The following is a 16573-nucleotide window of genomic DNA, read 5'->3' as shown; positions in this document are numbered from 1 at the left end:
TCCTATAAACTCTATCTCTTCTATTGTTTATCATTAAAATAACATCTTTATCCTTTACTTTACTTTCCTTTACTTTACTTTGTGTACTTTCTGCGGAGTTTATGGGGGTTTCTTCTCCTTTAACTGGGGTTTTCTCTTCGGAAACTAAATCATAAATCTTTTTTATCTTAATTCTGGTTCTTTTCTTAGTTGCTTCTAAGTATCTTTTCTGTATTCCCCTTGAAGTTAAGATTTTATATTTATCATGAAGCTCTCTTAAAAAGATTCCTCTTTTAAAACATTCCTCAACTACATCTTTAACTAACCCTAGGTCAGCTCTTATTTCATCTGCGAATAGAAGCTCTTCATCCTCTCCCCACTCTGCATAATAGCCACTTGCGTATACTTTTTGAAGTAACTTTATAACTATTGCAAATCCTTCTAATCTATATTTAATCTCTATAAATTTGAACTTATCATCTAGGTATACATCTAATGGAAAGTAATCTAGTCCTTCTTTCTTTGGTCTTGCCAATGCATTTATCCCTCCTTTAATGGAGTTTTCTCTCCTAAAACCTTAGTTTTAGTTACTTTAATTCCTTAAACTTAAACAATTTATATAGTTAATTCTACCTCTAATCCCTTATCCCCAATGTACGTAGGTTTGCCTGTGGTTTTTTCTATCTCTTCTTGAAATTGTGCAGCATTACTATTGCTATCTGACAAATGTATTAAAACTATTTCTTTTACTTTCTTTAAATCTGTAGCTCTTAAAAATTCCTTTACATTCTCTAGTTCAAAGTGAGATTTAATTATTCTGCTTTTCAAGCTTCTTGGAAGCTCTTTTTCTGCCAGTATTTGCGAACTATAGTTACACTCTATGAGAATGTAATCTAATCCCGAAAAATTATATTTACAGTAATAGCTATCTGTTATAAAAAGTAACTTGCCCATTTCTTTATGTTGGATTAAGAATCCTAGTGGCTCTGCAGCATCGTGTTCTACTTCAAAAGGTAATATTGTAAAGTCTCCAACCTTAAGTGGTTGTTCTGACCTTATAAAGTTAAGCCTGTAATAAGTTTCTATATAGCATTCATCTGTAAGTGCTCTTGCGGTGCCTAAACTTGTATAAACATCTATTCCTGCCTTTAACATATCTCCAATAGCTTTACTATGGTCTTTGTGTTCGTGTGATACTAAACACCCTACTACATTATTTAAGTTGAAATTTAAGCCTTTTAAAATCTCCTTATGCGATATCCCGCACTCTATTATCAAAGTTTCTTTTTCCCCTTCTAGGAGGTAGCAATTCCCTAAGGAGCTGCTACCTAATACTTTAAGTTTCATTAGAATCCTGGCCCTTCCATTGAAGTTTGCTGTGATTCTACTGGTTCTGCTTCAACATCTATTACCTTAGAAGGTTCTGGCTCTATGTCTATAGGCTTGGAGTTAGCTTTTTCTTTTATTTCTTCTTTTACTTCATATTCAGCGTTGTTTATTATGTCTTTTTCATCATAGTTCTTTTCTTCGCTGTTATTAAAAGCTTCTATCAAAATATCACTATCATCACTGGTGTTTGCGAACATTTTGCACGCTCTGCTTATAACTGTTTTCTTAGCCATTTCATCCGTAAAATTATTGTGTGCTGTAGACTTACCACTTGAATATGCTGTACCTTGTGCCCACGCTTTTCTTATTTGATTTATATTCATTACTTCTGTATGTATAGGGCCATTCTCCCCTAGCACTACCGCAAAGACTCCTTTGATTTTGTTTAAGTCTATATTTTCAAACTTGGGATTAAATTTAGTTATCCTAACGGTTGCAGTATCTATGTTATATTCCTGTTCAAATTCATCACCATCATAAATTACATGTGCTTTAACGTCTTTAACTCCCTTAAGCCTCTTAGTTACTGCTACGGTTCCCATATAGCTACGCATTAACTGCAACTTACCACCAAAGGCTACGAAGTAACATTGCTTTTTAGCAGGTGATAAGCCTTGTATTACCATATCTAAAAGGGCATTTGCTATACTGGCCTTACTACAGCTTTGGAGTACTGGCTTTTTATCTCTATCTATAGTTTCCTGTAGTATTAACCATGCACTCTTGAGAGCATTTTCGGCGCTATATCCTTTTGGAATAACTAAGTCTCCTTTTTTGTTAAGGTCTTGAACTCTTGCAAGCACCTCTTCTGTTACATTTTTCTCTTGTACTGTAATTGCTTTATTTTCACTCATTTAAATCTCCTCCACTTCTTCAGATATAATTTCTAGATCCTCATGTTTTGAACCAGCTATAAATGCCATTTCCATAAGCTCAGGTATTTTCCAAACATCACTGAAACTTCTACTCAAATTACTATCCTCTGGTTCATCATCACGAACCTCAAATACTTTCTTTCCGTCTATTTCTATGGCTACTGCATCCCTATAATCTCTTTCCTCAATTACTTCTTCGGTTAATGAAATTACTTTAACTTTCATCTACATATCCTCCACTCTTAATTTTTTATCTTTACTAACTATTAGATTTATTATCTGGCTATCTGTCTCTATTAAGGTATTTACACTCTCCCTATTGTCTATAAAGATTGGAGCTTGTACCCCGTAGTGATTACTAAGTGCATTTATAATATCCAACCCTGCATTTATTTGGCTTGCAGTATTTGCATTGCCGAATGGTACTCCGTTTATTAATGCTTCGCATGTCTCTACTAATCCACCATTTACCTGGGTATCAAATAGCTTGAAGGTTACATATTTAAACTTTGAATTTATGCTGTTTTCCAATAATTCAACTTTGGTTTTTATAAACTCTTCACAAAGGAACTCTTGACCTTCAAGTGCTGCTATCTGCTTTGCTAGTTCTCTTTCTTCATCCATTAATTCAGTTATTCTAGCCTTAAGCTTTTCATTCTGCTCTTTATACGCTAACTTCGCATTAACCTCTTCAAGCTCTATTTCTAGCTCTTTCTTTTTAGTTTTAAATTCTTCTATCTCATAGTTAACTTGTGGCTGTTGAAGTTTGGATTTCAATTCTTCTATTTGAGATTTAATCTCCTGGTATTCTGTATTTGATTCTAAATCTAGCTGTGGTTCAAAGTTAAAATGTTTAAACTCTAATTCTTTCTGTTTATCTTTCAATGTGGAAATTTCAGTTTTTAAAACATCTAAATTTATTTCATTAATTTCGCTTTTAAGTTCTTCTATAAACTTATTTCCCTTTTGTCCTTCTTTAGTAATTGAAGCTAAATTTGAAGCTTTGTTTTGATTAAAGTTTTCAAGCATTTCTTGCCTAGTCTTTTGAATATCCTCAGTTTCATATGATCTTTTACAAGTCGGGCATACACATGAGGATTCATCAAATTGGAATTGCTTTTCATTTGTTTCATACCATTTCTTTTTAAGTTCATCCTTGTATTTTTCATGTTTCTCAATGTCTGCCTTTATTTTCGATAGCTCTCTTTCTTTGTAAACTAACTCACTTTCTTTTGAACTAATCTCAAACTTAATTTTTCTTAAATCTTCATTAAGCTGTATAAAAGGTTTTTCAGCCTTTAATTTTGCTACATACTCAATATCCTTTAATTTGTTTTTAAGCTCGTACAACCTATCCTTTTCTCTCAAAAGTTCATCATTAACCTTAGAGCTGTCCAACATCTTTTCTTCTAAAGATTTTATTCCAGTTACTATTACTCTCTTTCTAAATTCAAGAGCATCAAAGTCGTGTTCTTGAATAGAATTATTAGTTTCATCTATCCTTATTGGAATAGCCTTAATTTTGTCATTAAGCTTCTTCTTACTAGCTTGTACACCATTCTTTAATGTATCTATATCCTTATCCTCTAAAAGCTCTCCTAGTGGCTTTAAATTAGTTTTATAGTTGATAATTCTATCTGCTGTTACGTCTCCAATTATGTCTAATAAAGCCTTTCTTCTGTCTTGCCATTTCATGTTGATAGAAAAATATAGAGGGTTAGTTATAAGCTTAAATATGTTTTCTTCGATTAAGCTATTTACTTTCTCCTGGTACTCTTTTTTCTTTACTGGAACTTCATCAATGCTATATAAAGTTTCGTGTCCGGTTAAGGTTTTTTCGGCTTCACCTCTTTGCTTAGTCCATTTCTCTTTATAGATTTTAGTCAGCTTTATATCCTTACTATCTACTTCTAAAACTCCTGTGACCTCATGTTCTAATCCATGGAGCACATTGTTATTATTATCTAGTGTCTTTATCTCAAAGGTAGCTCTGTCCTGGCTGTCTTTATCGAATAGCAGCCACATAAAAGCATCTGCTATGGTTGTCTTTCCCGTTCCGTTTTCTCCAAATATGTTAGTGTTTTTAGAAAAATCTATGTTTAATTCTTTTATGCCTTTAAAATTCTTAAGAGTTAATTTCTTTAAAAATATCTGTTTATCCATTTGCTTTTTCCTCCATTTTCATTTAAAATCAAATTACGAATATTTATGTTGGCCCTCTGCAAAGGGTCTTTTTTTATGCCTGTATTCTCTTGAAGTTATTTTTTATAACAGGTTCTTTCATTTCGCCTCTCTTTTTTAAAAGCGAAGCTTTTTGCATAATGCTGCCCATTGGTCTTCCTAGGGCAAAACTCATTTCCTCGGGCCCTATTCTTTGATACCAATCTTTTAAATATTGTAAATCTTCCATACTCCATGCTTTACCCTTGTTAGGATGAAATTCTGGATTATATAGCATCCTTCCAGCTTTGTCATATTGGATTTCCACTTTTCTCCCTCCTAAAAATCTTTATAAATGTGTCTAACACGGCTATCTAAACTTTTATACATGCCTTCCCAATACTTAGCTATACTCTTGTAATCTTCTATTAAGTCTAGGCTTTCTTGTAGCAAATCCTTGAGTATCCCACTTTCTACCTCTGCTATATCTGCTATGTCTGCGACAGTTTGTCCATTACTGTCATAAATCTCTGAACCATCTAAGTCACACCTTTTTAATGTCCTTGCTGATATTTCCGCAATAGTTACAATGTCATTCACATCTGTCTTTCTGTTAAAACCTATGTTGTTAAACTTAACATCATCTGTAACCATCTGCATAACTGTGTTGAACTCAGAATCTGTTAAGGTTATTCCTTTAGATTCTAAATATTTTCTTAGCATGGTTATTCCTCCTTACCTACACATTTGCACCAATCGGGGAACACAGTATAGATTCTTACATTTCCACTCTGGCTATCTTCAATTTTCACGTCTCTACCATTACATTCATTGACCCACTGTTTCATCCCTGGAAACTTTAAATCTTCTTTCCCTTCGCTTTACACAAATTTCTTCTTTGTAAAAACATATTTGTGTCCTTCTCTGAAGCTTTTGCTCATTTACCTCACTCCTTGGTTCTATTTATTATTTTTTAAAATATACATATACTGGGGAAGTCTTTGCCTTGGTTGCTAGTAAAAGTTTTTTAATTAAGGCTTGTAGCCTTATTAAAACGTTATTTGATTATTTACTTTTTTAAGCTCCATTGCTAATTCTGTGCTTAAGTTATAGGACTCTACTACCTCTAAGGCTTCACTAAATCGATTCTTAGGCGTTAATTCATAACTTGGTATATCGAAATACTTTAAGTACTCTCTCCCCAAGTCTGAGTACACTCTGCTCCTAAAACTCCTATCTAAATATGCCTTTGTTTTTCTTCCGCCTAACAGTTCCACCACTCTTTTATGTTTAAGGCTCTGTATAGTCTTCCTTTGACTTGGATTAACCTCTAAACTTTCTAGCTTGTCCTCTATATTTTCAACCCTGCTCTTAAGTTTCTTTTGTTCTTGGAGTTGAAGAATCATCATGTCTTCAAAAGATGTTGGCATGTTTTGATTCTTGATATGCTCCTCCATTCGGTTAAACGCTTCTATGTATTTTAGTTTCCACTCTAGCGCCTTTGAACCAGTGAAACCCATAACAAGTAAACTAAATCCGTCCCTAGTTAGTAGGTACTCTCTATTGCTTTTACCACTATCATCTTTGTATGAATCTTGAATAAAGTACTGAACGGATTTTTCCGTTGAGATCATTTCATTAATTAAACTATCAACTTTTTCTAGCACATCTCCGTGCCTCTTATTAAAATCTATTGCTATCTGTCTACTAGTAACAACAAGTTGTCCATTTTTATTTAAAATGTTTATTAAGTTGTTCATATGTACCTCCTAAATATCAAAATTACTAACATAATTCTTGAATTGAGATATTATAACCCTTAATCTCTCGTTCTCTCTTATAACTTCCAAGTATTCTTTTTTAGATACATAATCATTATTTTTAAACTTGTCCAATTCTTTGGGTGGAATTTTAAAATGTCCTCCTTCTGTTTCTAATGCATTAATTTCTTTAGCCTTGCACATTTGCAGAACTTGTTGATAAGATAATCCACATTCCTTCCCGAATTGTTGCGGACTTAACATTTAACATACCTCCTTATTTATTTGTTCTGGGAAAAATACTTCTGGAACACTCTTCCCTAATGCAGTTGATATTTTAATCATTGTTTCCATTGAGGGGTTGCTAGATATCCCATTCTCCAGGTTGCTTAAGTAACTTCCAGCTACCTTAGATTTCTTGGAAAGAACTTTTATCGTCAACCCCTGTTGCTGCCTAATATTTTTTATGTCGTTCAATTTGTTCACTCCTTTCTCTCTAAGAGAATAGTATCATATTCTCCAACAGAGAACAATTATTAAAAACGATTAAATATTGCCAATTATTCAAAATACTATTCTCTATTGGAGAATTGCTCCAATTATCTCTTTTTTTCGTTGACAGAGAACAAAAATAATGTTATCATATTCTATGACAGAGAATAAAAGTAATTGGAGTGTTTTATATGTTAGGAGAAAATATAAAAGAAGTCAGAATTTCAAGGGGATTAAGTATTAATGCTTTAGCTAAGGCGTGTGGAATGTCACCAGGTTATCTAAGTGACTTAGAAAAAGGCAAAAAGGATAATCCCTCTATGGATATGCTTGAAAAAATAGCGAATGAATTAAATGTTACTGTACAGCAATTATTTAAAGAAGATATCGATAAAATAGATGAAATAGATGAGTTGGAAAATGAAATGAAACTTCTGTATTCTAAAATAAAAAATCTTTCTTCAAGCGATAGACAAAAGGTATTAAAAATGATTGAAATTTTCGAGGGTGAAAATGGTAACTAAACAACAAGTGTATGAAGTTGCTTGTTTTATGCGTCGCCTTGAAGAAGATAAGAGCATTCGAATTGCTTTTGAGAATTTAGATGGTATTTATGGACTAGTCTATAAAGGACATAATAGTAAATTCTTAATGATAATAAACAAAAATATATGTTATGAAAAGCAACTGGAGACTATTTGGCATGAAGCTAAACACATATACTCTCATGCTGATTCTTCTCCAGGTGATATAAAGATATTTGAAAAGGAGGCTGTAGAATTTAGTAAAATTGCAATTAAATATCCAGAAATCTTAGCACTATGTAGGAATGCATGGTAATTTTTATACCCTTTTTAGGGTTATAATACAAAGGAGGTAGAATATTTTGAAAGGTACAGTAAAAAAAGAAGGCCCTTCATGGGGTTATCTAGTTTACGTTGGAACTGATGAGAATGGAAAGAAAAAATATAAAAGAAAGAGAGGCTTTAAGACCAAAAAGGAATGTGAAGCAGCTCTTGCTGAGTTAATTAGTCAATTAGAAAAAGGTATCTTTGTTGCAAATAGTAAAATGAACGTACAAGAGTTTATGGAATACTGGTTAGATAAGTACCCTAAACGTAATTGTCAACCGGCAACCTATAAAAGATATCAAGAATTTAGTAATGACATAGTTAAGTATTTAGGAAAATATAAACTTACTGAACTTAAACCACTAATTATAGAAGATTTTTATGATAAGTTAATAGATGAAAGAAAGCTTTCTAATAACACCGTTATAAAGATCCATAGAATGTTTAATCTTAGCTTGAAACATGCTCAGACTTGGCAAATGTTAATCGTAAACCCATGTTCTTTAGCAAGCCCACCTAAATCAACTAAAGAAGAAATGAGCTATTGGAAAGCTGACGAAATAAGTTTTTACCTAGATAGAATAAAAGGACATAGATTGTACAATGTAACATTCTTAGCTGCTCATACAGGGTGCAGGGTTGGAGAATTGTGTGCACTAAAATGGGAGGACATAGATTTAGTTGATAGTATACTTAATATAACTAAGTCAATGCAAAGAATAAAAGGTAAGCTAACATTAAAAGAAACTAAAACTCCAAAATCAAACCGAACTATAACTTTATTCCCTAGCACAATTAAATTTCTAAAGGAATTAAAAAGAGAACACATGGAAAGAAAACTAGAACATGGTATAGATATGGATTATGTACTTTGCTGGGAAGATGGCAGACCTATGGATCCCCACTATGTTAGTCAAAAATTCCCCAAAATGTTGGCAGAATATAATTTACCTAAAGTTAGATTTCATGATTTAAGACACACACATGCAACCTTATTATTAAAATCAAAAACCAACCCTAAAGTAATTTCGGAACGATTAGGTCATAGCACAGTAGCATTTACGCTGGACACTTATAGCCACATAGACGTCGAAACACAACGAAATGAAGTTTCTAAAGCAGAACAATTTTTTTAAAAAAATAAGTGATTATTTAAGCGAATTTTTGTCAATACAACCAAAAGACAACCAAACGCCTAAAAACCACTATAAATAAATATTTATTAATTAAGCCAGTAACCTTTATGATTACTGGCTTTCCTAATGGCAGGGGCACGAGGACTTGAACCCGGAACCAACGGTTTTGGAGACCGCTACTCTACCAATTGAGCTATACCCCTATATCTTAACGAATTTTATTATAGCACAGCCTCCTATATCCGTCAACTACTTTTTTAACTCAGTCAATCTTTCTACCACAATGAGGACAAAACTCAAAGGATTTGTCTATAACCCCACCACAATAATTACATACGTTACCGTTTCTACTGTTAACATATACCTCTTTTAAATTAGAATCATCAATAGTCACTTCTTCACCGCTCTCTATAAGCTTCCCCATCTCTTGTGGCACTTCAAAAATGGAATTACAGCATCGTGAAATTGCATAATATTTTTTGTTAAACTTAGCTAAAGGTATAAAGAAGAAATGAAAAACAGTATATACTTTAATCAATTCATATGTAGACATACGTTCACAGCTCTTACATATTATATTTTGAATATGTTTAATACTTTTTTTCCTTTCCTCAATACCCATTATTCCAAAAAAGAACATTATTGGTTACCCCCATTTGACAAAATTGCTTTATTTAAGCTATTAACATTATATTTTACTATATCGATATAACGAGCATCTTCTTTGTATATTAAAATGTTTATAGGTACCATATTATATTTTTTTATATTTTCCTCTGCTGCCTTTAGTTCATTTCCTTTGTAGTAAAAAAACAATTTGTTTTTGTCGTTGCTATTGTCTTTAATTTCATTAGATAGGTCCTTGTCTTTAGGCATCTTAATTCCTTTTATATTGCAATACTTCAAGAAATATTCTAAATCTTCTTCAGAATAATATACCTCAGTTTCTTTTAAATTTGCACATATTTCCTTTATTTTTTTCTCGTATTCTTCCAATTCCTTTACCATACCATTAAAGTTTTTTTCATAGAAGTCTCTATTCTTAGGATCTTTATCTTGTATTGAGTTTTTTATGTTTGAAAGAGCTATTTTATAATTGTCAATATTCATCCAATAGTAAGGATTTTCTTTAAAAATATATTTTTTATATTTAACATTATCATTATATGAAAGTATATTTATTCCCCTTGAAAGATTTATTACCCCTAATTTTCCTTTACTTAATTTATTTACAAAATCATTAGCCCAAGGCTCTAATCCTCCACCGTTGTATATAAACAAATCATATTTACTTATATTATTTATCGCATCTTGTGAAAAAACATAATTTAATTCTTCTTCTCTATTTTTAAACATGAAATCAACAAAATGTTTATCCCCAACTATATCCTTAGTCATCAAATATAATAATTTATCTGTAGTCATTATGTTTAATACAACATCACTGCTTTTATTTACATTTAAATTTATTTCAATATCTTCATTTAATTTTTCACAGCCTGATAACAAAATCACAAAAATTAACATAACAATTATGTATTTAATTTTTTTCAATTTCTCCACCTCGCAAATTGAATATATATATATTTTACATAAGTAATATCTCCAATGCAAATTAATGTTTATTGTTACCAATTTATATGGTAAAATTATCTTTAATATAGTTTTAGTGAGGTACCCTATGGAAATTAGCTTAAATAAAGTAATTCGTGCCATATCCATTGCCTTAGATTTATCTCAAATGAGTTCAGTTGATGGTACAAATATAATAGAAGAAGTAACTAATATACATTATTCTAAGCATAAATTTATGAATCATTCGCTTAGGACATGCTATATAGCTATAGAAATTGGAAGAGAATTAAATATACCAGAAAATAAACTCCAATTACTTTATATCTCTTCACTTTTACATGATATAGGTGCTACTAACTTCTTCAATGCTAGTCACCATTCAAATGATTTTATTTATGAACATTCTATAATGGGTAGTAATCTAACAAAGGAGTTTCCTTTGTTTAATAATTTGTCTGATATTATACTTTATCACCACGAAAATTACGATGGATCTGGCTCATTAAAGCTCAGTGGGGAAAATATACCCTTAGAAAGTCAAATAATTAGAATATCAGATTTAATTGAACTTCTTTTCAAGGAATCTCAATCATCCTTATTTCAAAAGGATAGAATAGTACAATGGATTAAGGAAAATAACAACAAAATATACTCTTCTAAAATTACAGAGGCTTTTTTAAGGTGTTCTAGAAAGGATATATTTTGGTTTAATTTAGAGAATTTAAATTCTATGAATTTTATTTTAGATAATGTAGCTCCAAAAATGAATCTAACTTTAAATCTATTGGAATTCGAAAAAGTAGCTTATATTTTTTCGAGCATAATAGATAATAAAGATGATCATACAGCCTCCCATTCCCTTAACATAGGAGAGCTGGCCTATAATGTATCTAAACATCTTAAGTATGATGAAGAAAAATGCAAGAAAATGAAAATAGCGGGATTGCTTCACGACATAGGAAAACTTGCAATACCCATAAAAATATTAAATAAAAATTCTGGATTAACAAATGATGAGTTTAATATTATTAAATCTCATGTTTACTATTCTAAAATCATTTTAGATAGAATTGAAGATATCCCCGATATAAGCGATTGGGCAAGTAATCATCACGAAAAATTAGATGGCACTGGCTATCCTAGAGGTTTAAAAGCTCACCAGTTAAATGAAGAGTCTAGAATTATTGCAATTTGTGATATATATCAGGCCCTAACGGAAAGCAGACCTTACAAACAAGGTTTCTCCCATGAAAAAACCTTTGAAATAATGAATAGCATGGCTGATAGATATTTAATATGTAGTAAAGCTTTAGGTTATTTGAAAGAAACAATTGGATATAATGATTTATAAATAAAGGAAGGTAACTTTAACGCTACCTTTTCTTTTTTGTCTTTATTGGTTAAAATATGTGTATGAAACTATACTAGAAAGTAGGTTAAATATATGGAATTTTTTGTTGATAATGTTGATAAGACATCGCATATAGGTGAACAAATAGGAAAACTTTGTAGCCCTGGTGACATTATATGTCTTATTGGCGATTTAGGAACGGGTAAGACCCATATGACAAAAGGTATTGCTAAAGGTTTAAATATAGGGGATTATATAACGAGCCCTACCTTTAATATAGTAAATGAATATACTTCTGGAAGAGTAAAATTATTTCATTTCGATGTATATAGGGTAAATGATCCCGATGAAATTGCTGCCATTGGATTTGATGAGTATATCTTTTCCGATGGAGTAAGTATCATCGAATGGGCAAATTATATAGATGAGCTTATACCAAAGGAACATATATCTATACTTATTGAAAAAATTCCCCACCAAGATGAACACCGCAAAATAACAATAGATTACTATGGAGATAGATACAAATACATAAAGGAGATAAAACTATGAAAATATTAAGTTTAGATTCTGCAACCGAATGCGCTACATGTGCCATATTAGATGAAAATAAACTATTAGGTGAAGTAGTCTTTAATTATAAAAAACAACATTCTATTATTTTAATGCCTATGATAGATTATCTTTTAAAAAATTTGAATCTTACTATTCAAGATATAGATGGTTTTGTAGTATCCAAAGGCCCTGGTTCTTTTACAGGACTTAGGATAGGTGCAGCCACCATAAAAGGATTAAGCGAGGGTACGGGAAAACCTTTTGTTTCAGTTTCCTCTTTAGATGGGCTTGCCTTTAACTTAGCTTATACCGATGGTATTATATGCCCTATTTTAGATGCCTTAAGAGATAATGTTTATACATGCTTATACAGATTTAACGATGGTATGCTAGAGCAGCTTATAGATTATTCTGCAATATCTATAGAGGAACTAATTTCTATTTTAAATACTTATGATGAAAAGATTACCTTCATCGGTGATTGTACTAAAAAATTTCAAGATAAGTTAAGTACTTCTCTTGAAAATATATATTTTGCCCCTTCTTCATTGAATGTAGTAAAAGCTTCTTCTCTAGGAGCCATAGGATTTAATCTCATTAAATCCGATATAAGCGAAGATATACATACCTTTGCTCCTATATATTTGAGAAAATCTCAAGCAGAAAGGGAGTACGACCGTAAAAATGGACTTTAAATTTTCCATTGCTAATATGGGACACATAGATGATATATGTGAAATTAATGATTTATCCTTTTCGGTACCCTGGAGCAGAATGTCTGTAGAAAATGAAATCGTCAATGAAAACTCTCTATACTTAGTAGTATTAAAAGATGGTAAGGTTATAGGTTACGCTGGAATATGGATTATTCTAGATGAGGGTCACATAACTAATATTGCTATTCATCCTGATTATAGGAGTATTGGTATAGCTTCTGCATTATTAGAAGAATTAATAGAGCAATGTAAAAGATATGCAGTACATAGCATGACCTTAGAAGTTAGAAAATCTAATATAATTGCTCAAAAGCTTTATGAAAAATTTGATTTTGTAAATGAGGGCATAAGAAAAAATTACTATAGTGACGATGGAGAAGATGCTATAATCATGTGGAAATATGATATATAAAATGCGAAAGTGCAATATATAAAATAAGGTACTGAGGTTTTAAGCCTTAGTACCTTATTGGTTTTATCCTTATTTACATCTAATCAATTTATATTGCAAATATTACTTTAGTAAAGCTTTAGTTATAGCCTCATGTCCTTTAGTAGCTTTTGCTAATTGTTCTATTTCAATATACTCATCTATTATATTTATTCAAGCACTATTCTATTATAGTTTTTCTTTCCTCTTCTAATTATAATAGTGCCATCTACAAAATCCTTCTCTGTAATAATTAAGTTTACATCTGTAACTTTATTATCATTTACATTTAATCCACCTTGTTGTATTAATCTTCTTCCTTCACCTTTTGATGGAATTATTTTTGTTTCAACAAGAATATCAAGTAATGAGGAGTTTAATTTATCTCTTGTAATACATGAGGTTGGAACATTACTCATATCCTTTCCAGCACCAAATAAAGCATCTGAAGCTTCCTTTGCTTTCTGTGCTTCTTCTTCTCCATGAATTAACTTTGTAACTTCGTATGCCAACACTTTTTTAGCTTCATTTATTTCTGAGCCTTCTAGTGCACCCAATCTTCTTACTTCATCCATTGGTAAGAATGTTAATAGAGCCAGACACTTTTTTACATCTGCATCATCAACATTTCTCCAATATTGGTAGAATTCATATGGAGTAGTCTTTTCTTTATCTAACCATAATGCACCATTAACAGTCTTACCCATTTTATTTCCTTCACTATTGGTTAGCAAAGTACAAGTCATTGCAAAAGCAGGTTTTCCTTCTTTTCTTCTGATTAAATCTGCTCCCGCCAGCATGTTACTCCATTGGTCATCTCCACCTAATTGCATAACACAGCCATATCTTCTAAACAGTTCTAAAAAGTCATATCCCTGCATTAGCATATAGTTAAATTCTAAGAAAGAGAGACCCTTTTCTAATCTCTGTTTAAAACACTCTGCAGTTAACATTCTATTTACTGAGAAATGAACTCCTATTTCTCTTATAAATTCTACGTAGTTTAACTTTAATAACCAATCTGCATTATTAGCCATTATAGCTTTGTCATTATCAAAGTCTATAAATCTTTCCAATTGGCTTTTTATGCAAGCTACATTACGATCTATAGTTTCCCTTGAAAGCATTTTTCTCATATCAGTCTTTCCTGAAGGATCTCCTACTACAACAGTTCCTCCCCCTACTAAAGCTATAGGCTTATGCCCAGCCTTTTGCATGTGGGCCATCATCATAAGTGGTAAAAAGTGTCCTATATGAAGACTTTCAGCTGTAGGATCAAAACCTATATAAAAAGCTATCTTCTCTTTAGATAACAATTCTTTTATTTCATCTTCATGGGTAGTTTGTTTTATGTACCCACGCTCTAATAATACGTCATATACATTACTCATTTATACTGCCTCCCTTGGTATATTTTATGTATTTATTTCTTCTTTATAGTATATATATAAACATTATTTTTATCAACTTTTATACGCAAAAAAGCTGGATATTTACCCCCAGCTTTTTGTAAAATATATAAAATTCTCTATATTAATCTACATTATTTTCTCACTAAATAAAATGTTTACATCAAGCACAAACTAAGTCAACAACATACTTCCTCATACAATCGAGCATCTCTTCTTCATTTACGCTGATCAGAAAATCAACGTCATATTGTTTTTCTAACATTTCTAATTCATAAAATAAATAAGCAGCATCCTCTATATCAAGATTTATAATATTAAATAAGCCATCCACAAAAATGGTATCAATATCATAATTGCTTGAAAGTATGCCGCACAAAAAGCCATAAAAACTATGGTGATTTCTTAAGTTATAGTCGCAAGTTGAGATAAATCTAATATCTCTCTGAAGTTCAAACATGATTCTTTTATCATCGTCAATAAATACTATATGTCCTTTATTGTCTTCTACCCTATTGTTTGCCATTTCTATTAATGTCTTTGTTTTTCCTGCTCCTCTTTGGGCGCAAAGTACTTGAATCATATTACCACCCCTAACTATATTTTTTTAGGTTTTATTATATAAATTATATAATATTCTGAATCTTTTTTCAATAAAAAAAATGGGCATTTTTGCCCAAAAATCCACTTTATTATTACATATTTCTACATTTACTTAATACCCTTAACCCCTGGGTAAATTATTTTAAAACAATTTTCTTTTATTGAGTTTACAAACACTACTTTACCTTTTCCTTTGAAATATCTTTTCATTCTTAAAAACCCTTTGCCTGTATTAAAAAATCTATTTTTGTTATCTATAGTTATAAGCTTTTCATATATCCACATATTTCTTTTTAAATATTTACTAGTTCCTATATCTTTACCATTTATGATTACACCTGGACTCATTAATACAATGCTATTGGGATTTATGACAACTTCTATTTCATTACAGCATAGAGTATAATCCCTATAAAGTATTGAATTTCTTAAGCCTTCATAAATACCATTTATAGGATAATCCTTAGGTAAAATTTCTTTTAACCGCTCCTCACCTTTATCTAACATAGATAACAAATCACCAGTTATTATTATATTATTTTCAAAATCCTTATTTACATTATTTATTATCTTGATCATATTATGAGGAAGAAATATACTATTGTATTTTGAAAAAACTAAAATTCCTCCTAATGTTGCTACATATTTATTGGAATCCTTATCAAAAGTAATTATTGAGGCATTTTCCATAAGGTTAATTATATTGCTATCATCTACTTCTATACCCTTTAAATCAAAATATTTCTTAACTAAATTTCTATCTATAAAACTTATTTCACTCTTTACTATAGGGCATAACTCTACATTTAAACTTAAATTTTCATTTAAAGCAGATATAATTTCTTCTTTTCTCATGGTATCCGTCGTTGAGCCCCTTCTAATATAAAAAGCTCCATTCTCTCTTAATTGATATGGCTTTTGTGATCCATCATATATATTTATTACAGCTATCTTTTTATCATGTAAGCTTACAAATTCTAATGAAATAGGTATAGGAGGTTCACATCTAGAACTTACTATTTGTTGTATTTTCTCTTCACCATAATTATTTTCATCTATACCTATGATTTTTTTTGTTTTATCCTCAATCCCTATAATTAAATATCCTCTGCCTCCCCTTGAATTAGCTATTGCGCATATATCTTTTGCTAATTCCTTTCTACCACTTTCCATATCTAAGTCCAGCATTTCTTTAAAGTCTAATTTAATTCCTTCTCCTCTTTTAATTAAATTCAAAAGCTTTTTACTATCCATATTAATTTACCCTCATACAATAATTACTAGTTACCGTA

23 protein-coding genes and 1 tRNA gene are annotated in these 16573 nt (G+C 31.0%); 7 read left to right on the top strand and 17 right to left on the bottom strand.

The window, feature by feature from the left end; translation table 11 throughout:
* The 11 genes from RYO54_RS09360 to RYO54_RS09310 form a co-directional block, all read right to left on the bottom strand.
* Positions 1 to 514: DUF4373 domain-containing protein (locus RYO54_RS09360; RefSeq protein WP_315117935.1), on the bottom strand; the 514-nt coding region annotated here is incomplete at its 3' end.
* A gap of 80 nt (positions 515 to 594) precedes the next feature.
* A complete protein-coding gene (locus tag RYO54_RS09355) occupies positions 595 to 1326 on the bottom strand; it encodes an MBL fold metallo-hydrolase (RefSeq protein WP_315117932.1) in 732 nt (243 codons plus the stop codon).
* Positions 1326 to 2222, bottom strand: a complete 897-nt coding sequence (locus RYO54_RS09350; protein ID WP_315117929.1) for a RecT family recombinase — start codon at positions 2220 to 2222, stop codon at positions 1326 to 1328. The genes RYO54_RS09355 and RYO54_RS09350 overlap by 1 nt, the downstream gene beginning before the upstream one ends.
* Positions 2223 to 2468: a hypothetical protein gene (locus RYO54_RS09345; RefSeq protein WP_315117928.1), complete on the bottom strand. Its 246-nt coding sequence runs from the start codon at positions 2466 to 2468 to the stop codon at positions 2223 to 2225.
* A complete protein-coding gene (locus RYO54_RS09340) occupies positions 2469 to 4406 on the bottom strand; it encodes a DUF2813 domain-containing protein (RefSeq protein ID WP_315117926.1) in 1938 nt (645 codons plus the stop codon).
* Between the two features lie 73 nt (positions 4407 to 4479).
* On the bottom strand, positions 4480 to 4731 hold the full coding sequence (locus tag RYO54_RS09335; RefSeq protein ID WP_315117923.1) for a hypothetical protein: 252 nt from the start codon (positions 4729 to 4731) through the stop codon (positions 4480 to 4482).
* 11 nt (positions 4732 to 4742) lie between these two features.
* Positions 4743 to 5126: a hypothetical protein gene (locus RYO54_RS09330; RefSeq protein WP_315117920.1), complete on the bottom strand. Its 384-nt coding sequence runs from the start codon at positions 5124 to 5126 to the stop codon at positions 4743 to 4745.
* 2 nt (positions 5127 to 5128) lie between these two features.
* On the bottom strand, positions 5129 to 5251 hold the full coding sequence (locus tag RYO54_RS09325) for a hypothetical protein (protein WP_315117918.1): 123 nt from the start codon (positions 5249 to 5251) through the stop codon (positions 5129 to 5131).
* A gap of 201 nt (positions 5252 to 5452) precedes the next feature.
* Positions 5453 to 6163 (bottom strand): Rha family transcriptional regulator, encoded by a 711-nt coding sequence (locus tag RYO54_RS09320; RefSeq protein ID WP_315117916.1) that lies wholly within the window; start codon positions 6161 to 6163, stop codon positions 5453 to 5455.
* Between the two features lie 9 nt (positions 6164 to 6172).
* Positions 6173 to 6427, bottom strand: a complete 255-nt coding sequence (locus RYO54_RS09315; protein WP_315117913.1) for a DNA-binding protein — start codon at positions 6425 to 6427, stop codon at positions 6173 to 6175.
* Complete coding sequence (locus tag RYO54_RS09310) at positions 6428 to 6640, bottom strand: helix-turn-helix domain-containing protein (protein ID WP_399549289.1); 213 nt, start codon at positions 6638 to 6640, stop codon at positions 6428 to 6430. It lies immediately after the preceding gene.
* A 206-nt stretch (positions 6641 to 6846) separates the two neighbouring features.
* Here RYO54_RS09310 and RYO54_RS09305 point away from each other — a divergent pair, with 206 nt between their 5' ends.
* The 3 genes from RYO54_RS09305 to RYO54_RS09295 are packed head-to-tail and all read left to right on the top strand — an operon-like array spanning position 6847 to position 8642.
* Positions 6847 to 7179: a helix-turn-helix transcriptional regulator gene (locus RYO54_RS09305; protein ID WP_315117909.1), complete on the top strand. Its 333-nt coding sequence runs from the start codon at positions 6847 to 6849 to the stop codon at positions 7177 to 7179.
* Positions 7169 to 7495 carry a hypothetical protein gene (locus tag RYO54_RS09300; RefSeq protein ID WP_315117907.1) on the top strand — a complete coding sequence of 109 codons (327 nt, stop codon included), beginning with the start codon at positions 7169 to 7171 and terminating at the stop codon, positions 7493 to 7495. The genes RYO54_RS09305 and RYO54_RS09300 overlap by 11 nt, the downstream gene beginning before the upstream one ends.
* A gap of 46 nt (positions 7496 to 7541) precedes the next feature.
* Complete coding sequence (locus RYO54_RS09295) at positions 7542 to 8642, top strand: site-specific integrase (protein WP_315117904.1); 1101 nt, start codon at positions 7542 to 7544, stop codon at positions 8640 to 8642.
* A 127-nt stretch (positions 8643 to 8769) separates the two neighbouring features.
* Here RYO54_RS09295 and RYO54_RS09290 read toward each other — a convergent pair.
* The 3 genes from RYO54_RS09290 to RYO54_RS09280 form a co-directional block, all read right to left on the bottom strand.
* Positions 8770 to 8845, bottom strand: a tRNA-Trp gene (locus RYO54_RS09290).
* 59 nt (positions 8846 to 8904) lie between these two features.
* Entirely contained in the window at positions 8905 to 9282 is a 378-nt protein-coding gene (locus RYO54_RS09285; RefSeq protein ID WP_315117902.1) for a zinc ribbon domain-containing protein, read from the bottom strand.
* On the bottom strand, positions 9282 to 10196 hold the full coding sequence (locus tag RYO54_RS09280; RefSeq protein WP_315117899.1) for a metal ABC transporter substrate-binding protein: 915 nt from the start codon (positions 10194 to 10196) through the stop codon (positions 9282 to 9284). The genes RYO54_RS09285 and RYO54_RS09280 overlap by 1 nt, the downstream gene beginning before the upstream one ends.
* A 127-nt stretch (positions 10197 to 10323) precedes the next feature.
* Here RYO54_RS09280 and RYO54_RS09275 point away from each other — a divergent pair, with 127 nt between their 5' ends.
* The 4 genes from RYO54_RS09275 to rimI all read left to right on the top strand — a co-directional run bounded on the left by RYO54_RS09275 (position 10324) and on the right by rimI (position 13251).
* Complete coding sequence (locus RYO54_RS09275) at positions 10324 to 11568, top strand: HD domain-containing phosphohydrolase (RefSeq protein WP_315117897.1); 1245 nt, start codon at positions 10324 to 10326, stop codon at positions 11566 to 11568.
* Between the two features lie 93 nt (positions 11569 to 11661).
* Positions 11662 to 12120: a tRNA (adenosine(37)-N6)-threonylcarbamoyltransferase complex ATPase subunit type 1 TsaE gene (gene tsaE / locus RYO54_RS09270; protein ID WP_315117893.1), complete on the top strand. Its 459-nt coding sequence runs from the start codon at positions 11662 to 11664 to the stop codon at positions 12118 to 12120.
* On the top strand, positions 12117 to 12818 hold the full coding sequence (tsaB, locus tag RYO54_RS09265; RefSeq protein WP_315117889.1) for a tRNA (adenosine(37)-N6)-threonylcarbamoyltransferase complex dimerization subunit type 1 TsaB: 702 nt from the start codon (positions 12117 to 12119) through the stop codon (positions 12816 to 12818). The genes tsaE and tsaB overlap by 4 nt, the downstream gene beginning before the upstream one ends.
* A complete protein-coding gene (rimI, locus tag RYO54_RS09260; RefSeq protein ID WP_315117888.1) occupies positions 12808 to 13251 on the top strand; it encodes a ribosomal protein S18-alanine N-acetyltransferase in 444 nt (147 codons plus the stop codon). The genes tsaB and rimI overlap by 11 nt, the downstream gene beginning before the upstream one ends.
* Positions 13252 to 13439: 188 nt before the next feature.
* Here the strand turns inward: rimI and tyrS are convergent, their stop codons facing one another.
* The 3 genes from tyrS to RYO54_RS09245 all read right to left on the bottom strand — a co-directional run bounded on the left by tyrS (position 13440) and on the right by RYO54_RS09245 (position 16535).
* Positions 13440 to 14660 (bottom strand): tyrosine--tRNA ligase, encoded by a 1221-nt coding sequence (gene tyrS / locus RYO54_RS09255; RefSeq protein ID WP_315117885.1) that lies wholly within the window; start codon positions 14658 to 14660, stop codon positions 13440 to 13442.
* A gap of 181 nt (positions 14661 to 14841) precedes the next feature.
* Positions 14842 to 15261 (bottom strand): hypothetical protein, encoded by a 420-nt coding sequence (locus RYO54_RS09250; RefSeq protein ID WP_315117883.1) that lies wholly within the window; start codon positions 15259 to 15261, stop codon positions 14842 to 14844.
* Between the two features lie 128 nt (positions 15262 to 15389).
* Positions 15390 to 16535 carry an RNA-binding domain-containing protein gene (locus RYO54_RS09245; protein ID WP_315117880.1) on the bottom strand — a complete coding sequence of 382 codons (1146 nt, stop codon included), beginning with the start codon at positions 16533 to 16535 and terminating at the stop codon, positions 15390 to 15392.
* Positions 16536 to 16573: the final 38 nt, after the last annotated feature.

The organism is uncultured Clostridium sp., assembly GCF_963515715.1.
In the GTDB taxonomy this organism is placed as follows: domain Bacteria; phylum Bacillota; class Clostridia; order Clostridiales; family Clostridiaceae; genus Clostridium_AW.
Note: the sequence above shows the minus strand (reverse complement) of the source record. Positions and strands in the feature narration are given on the sequence as shown.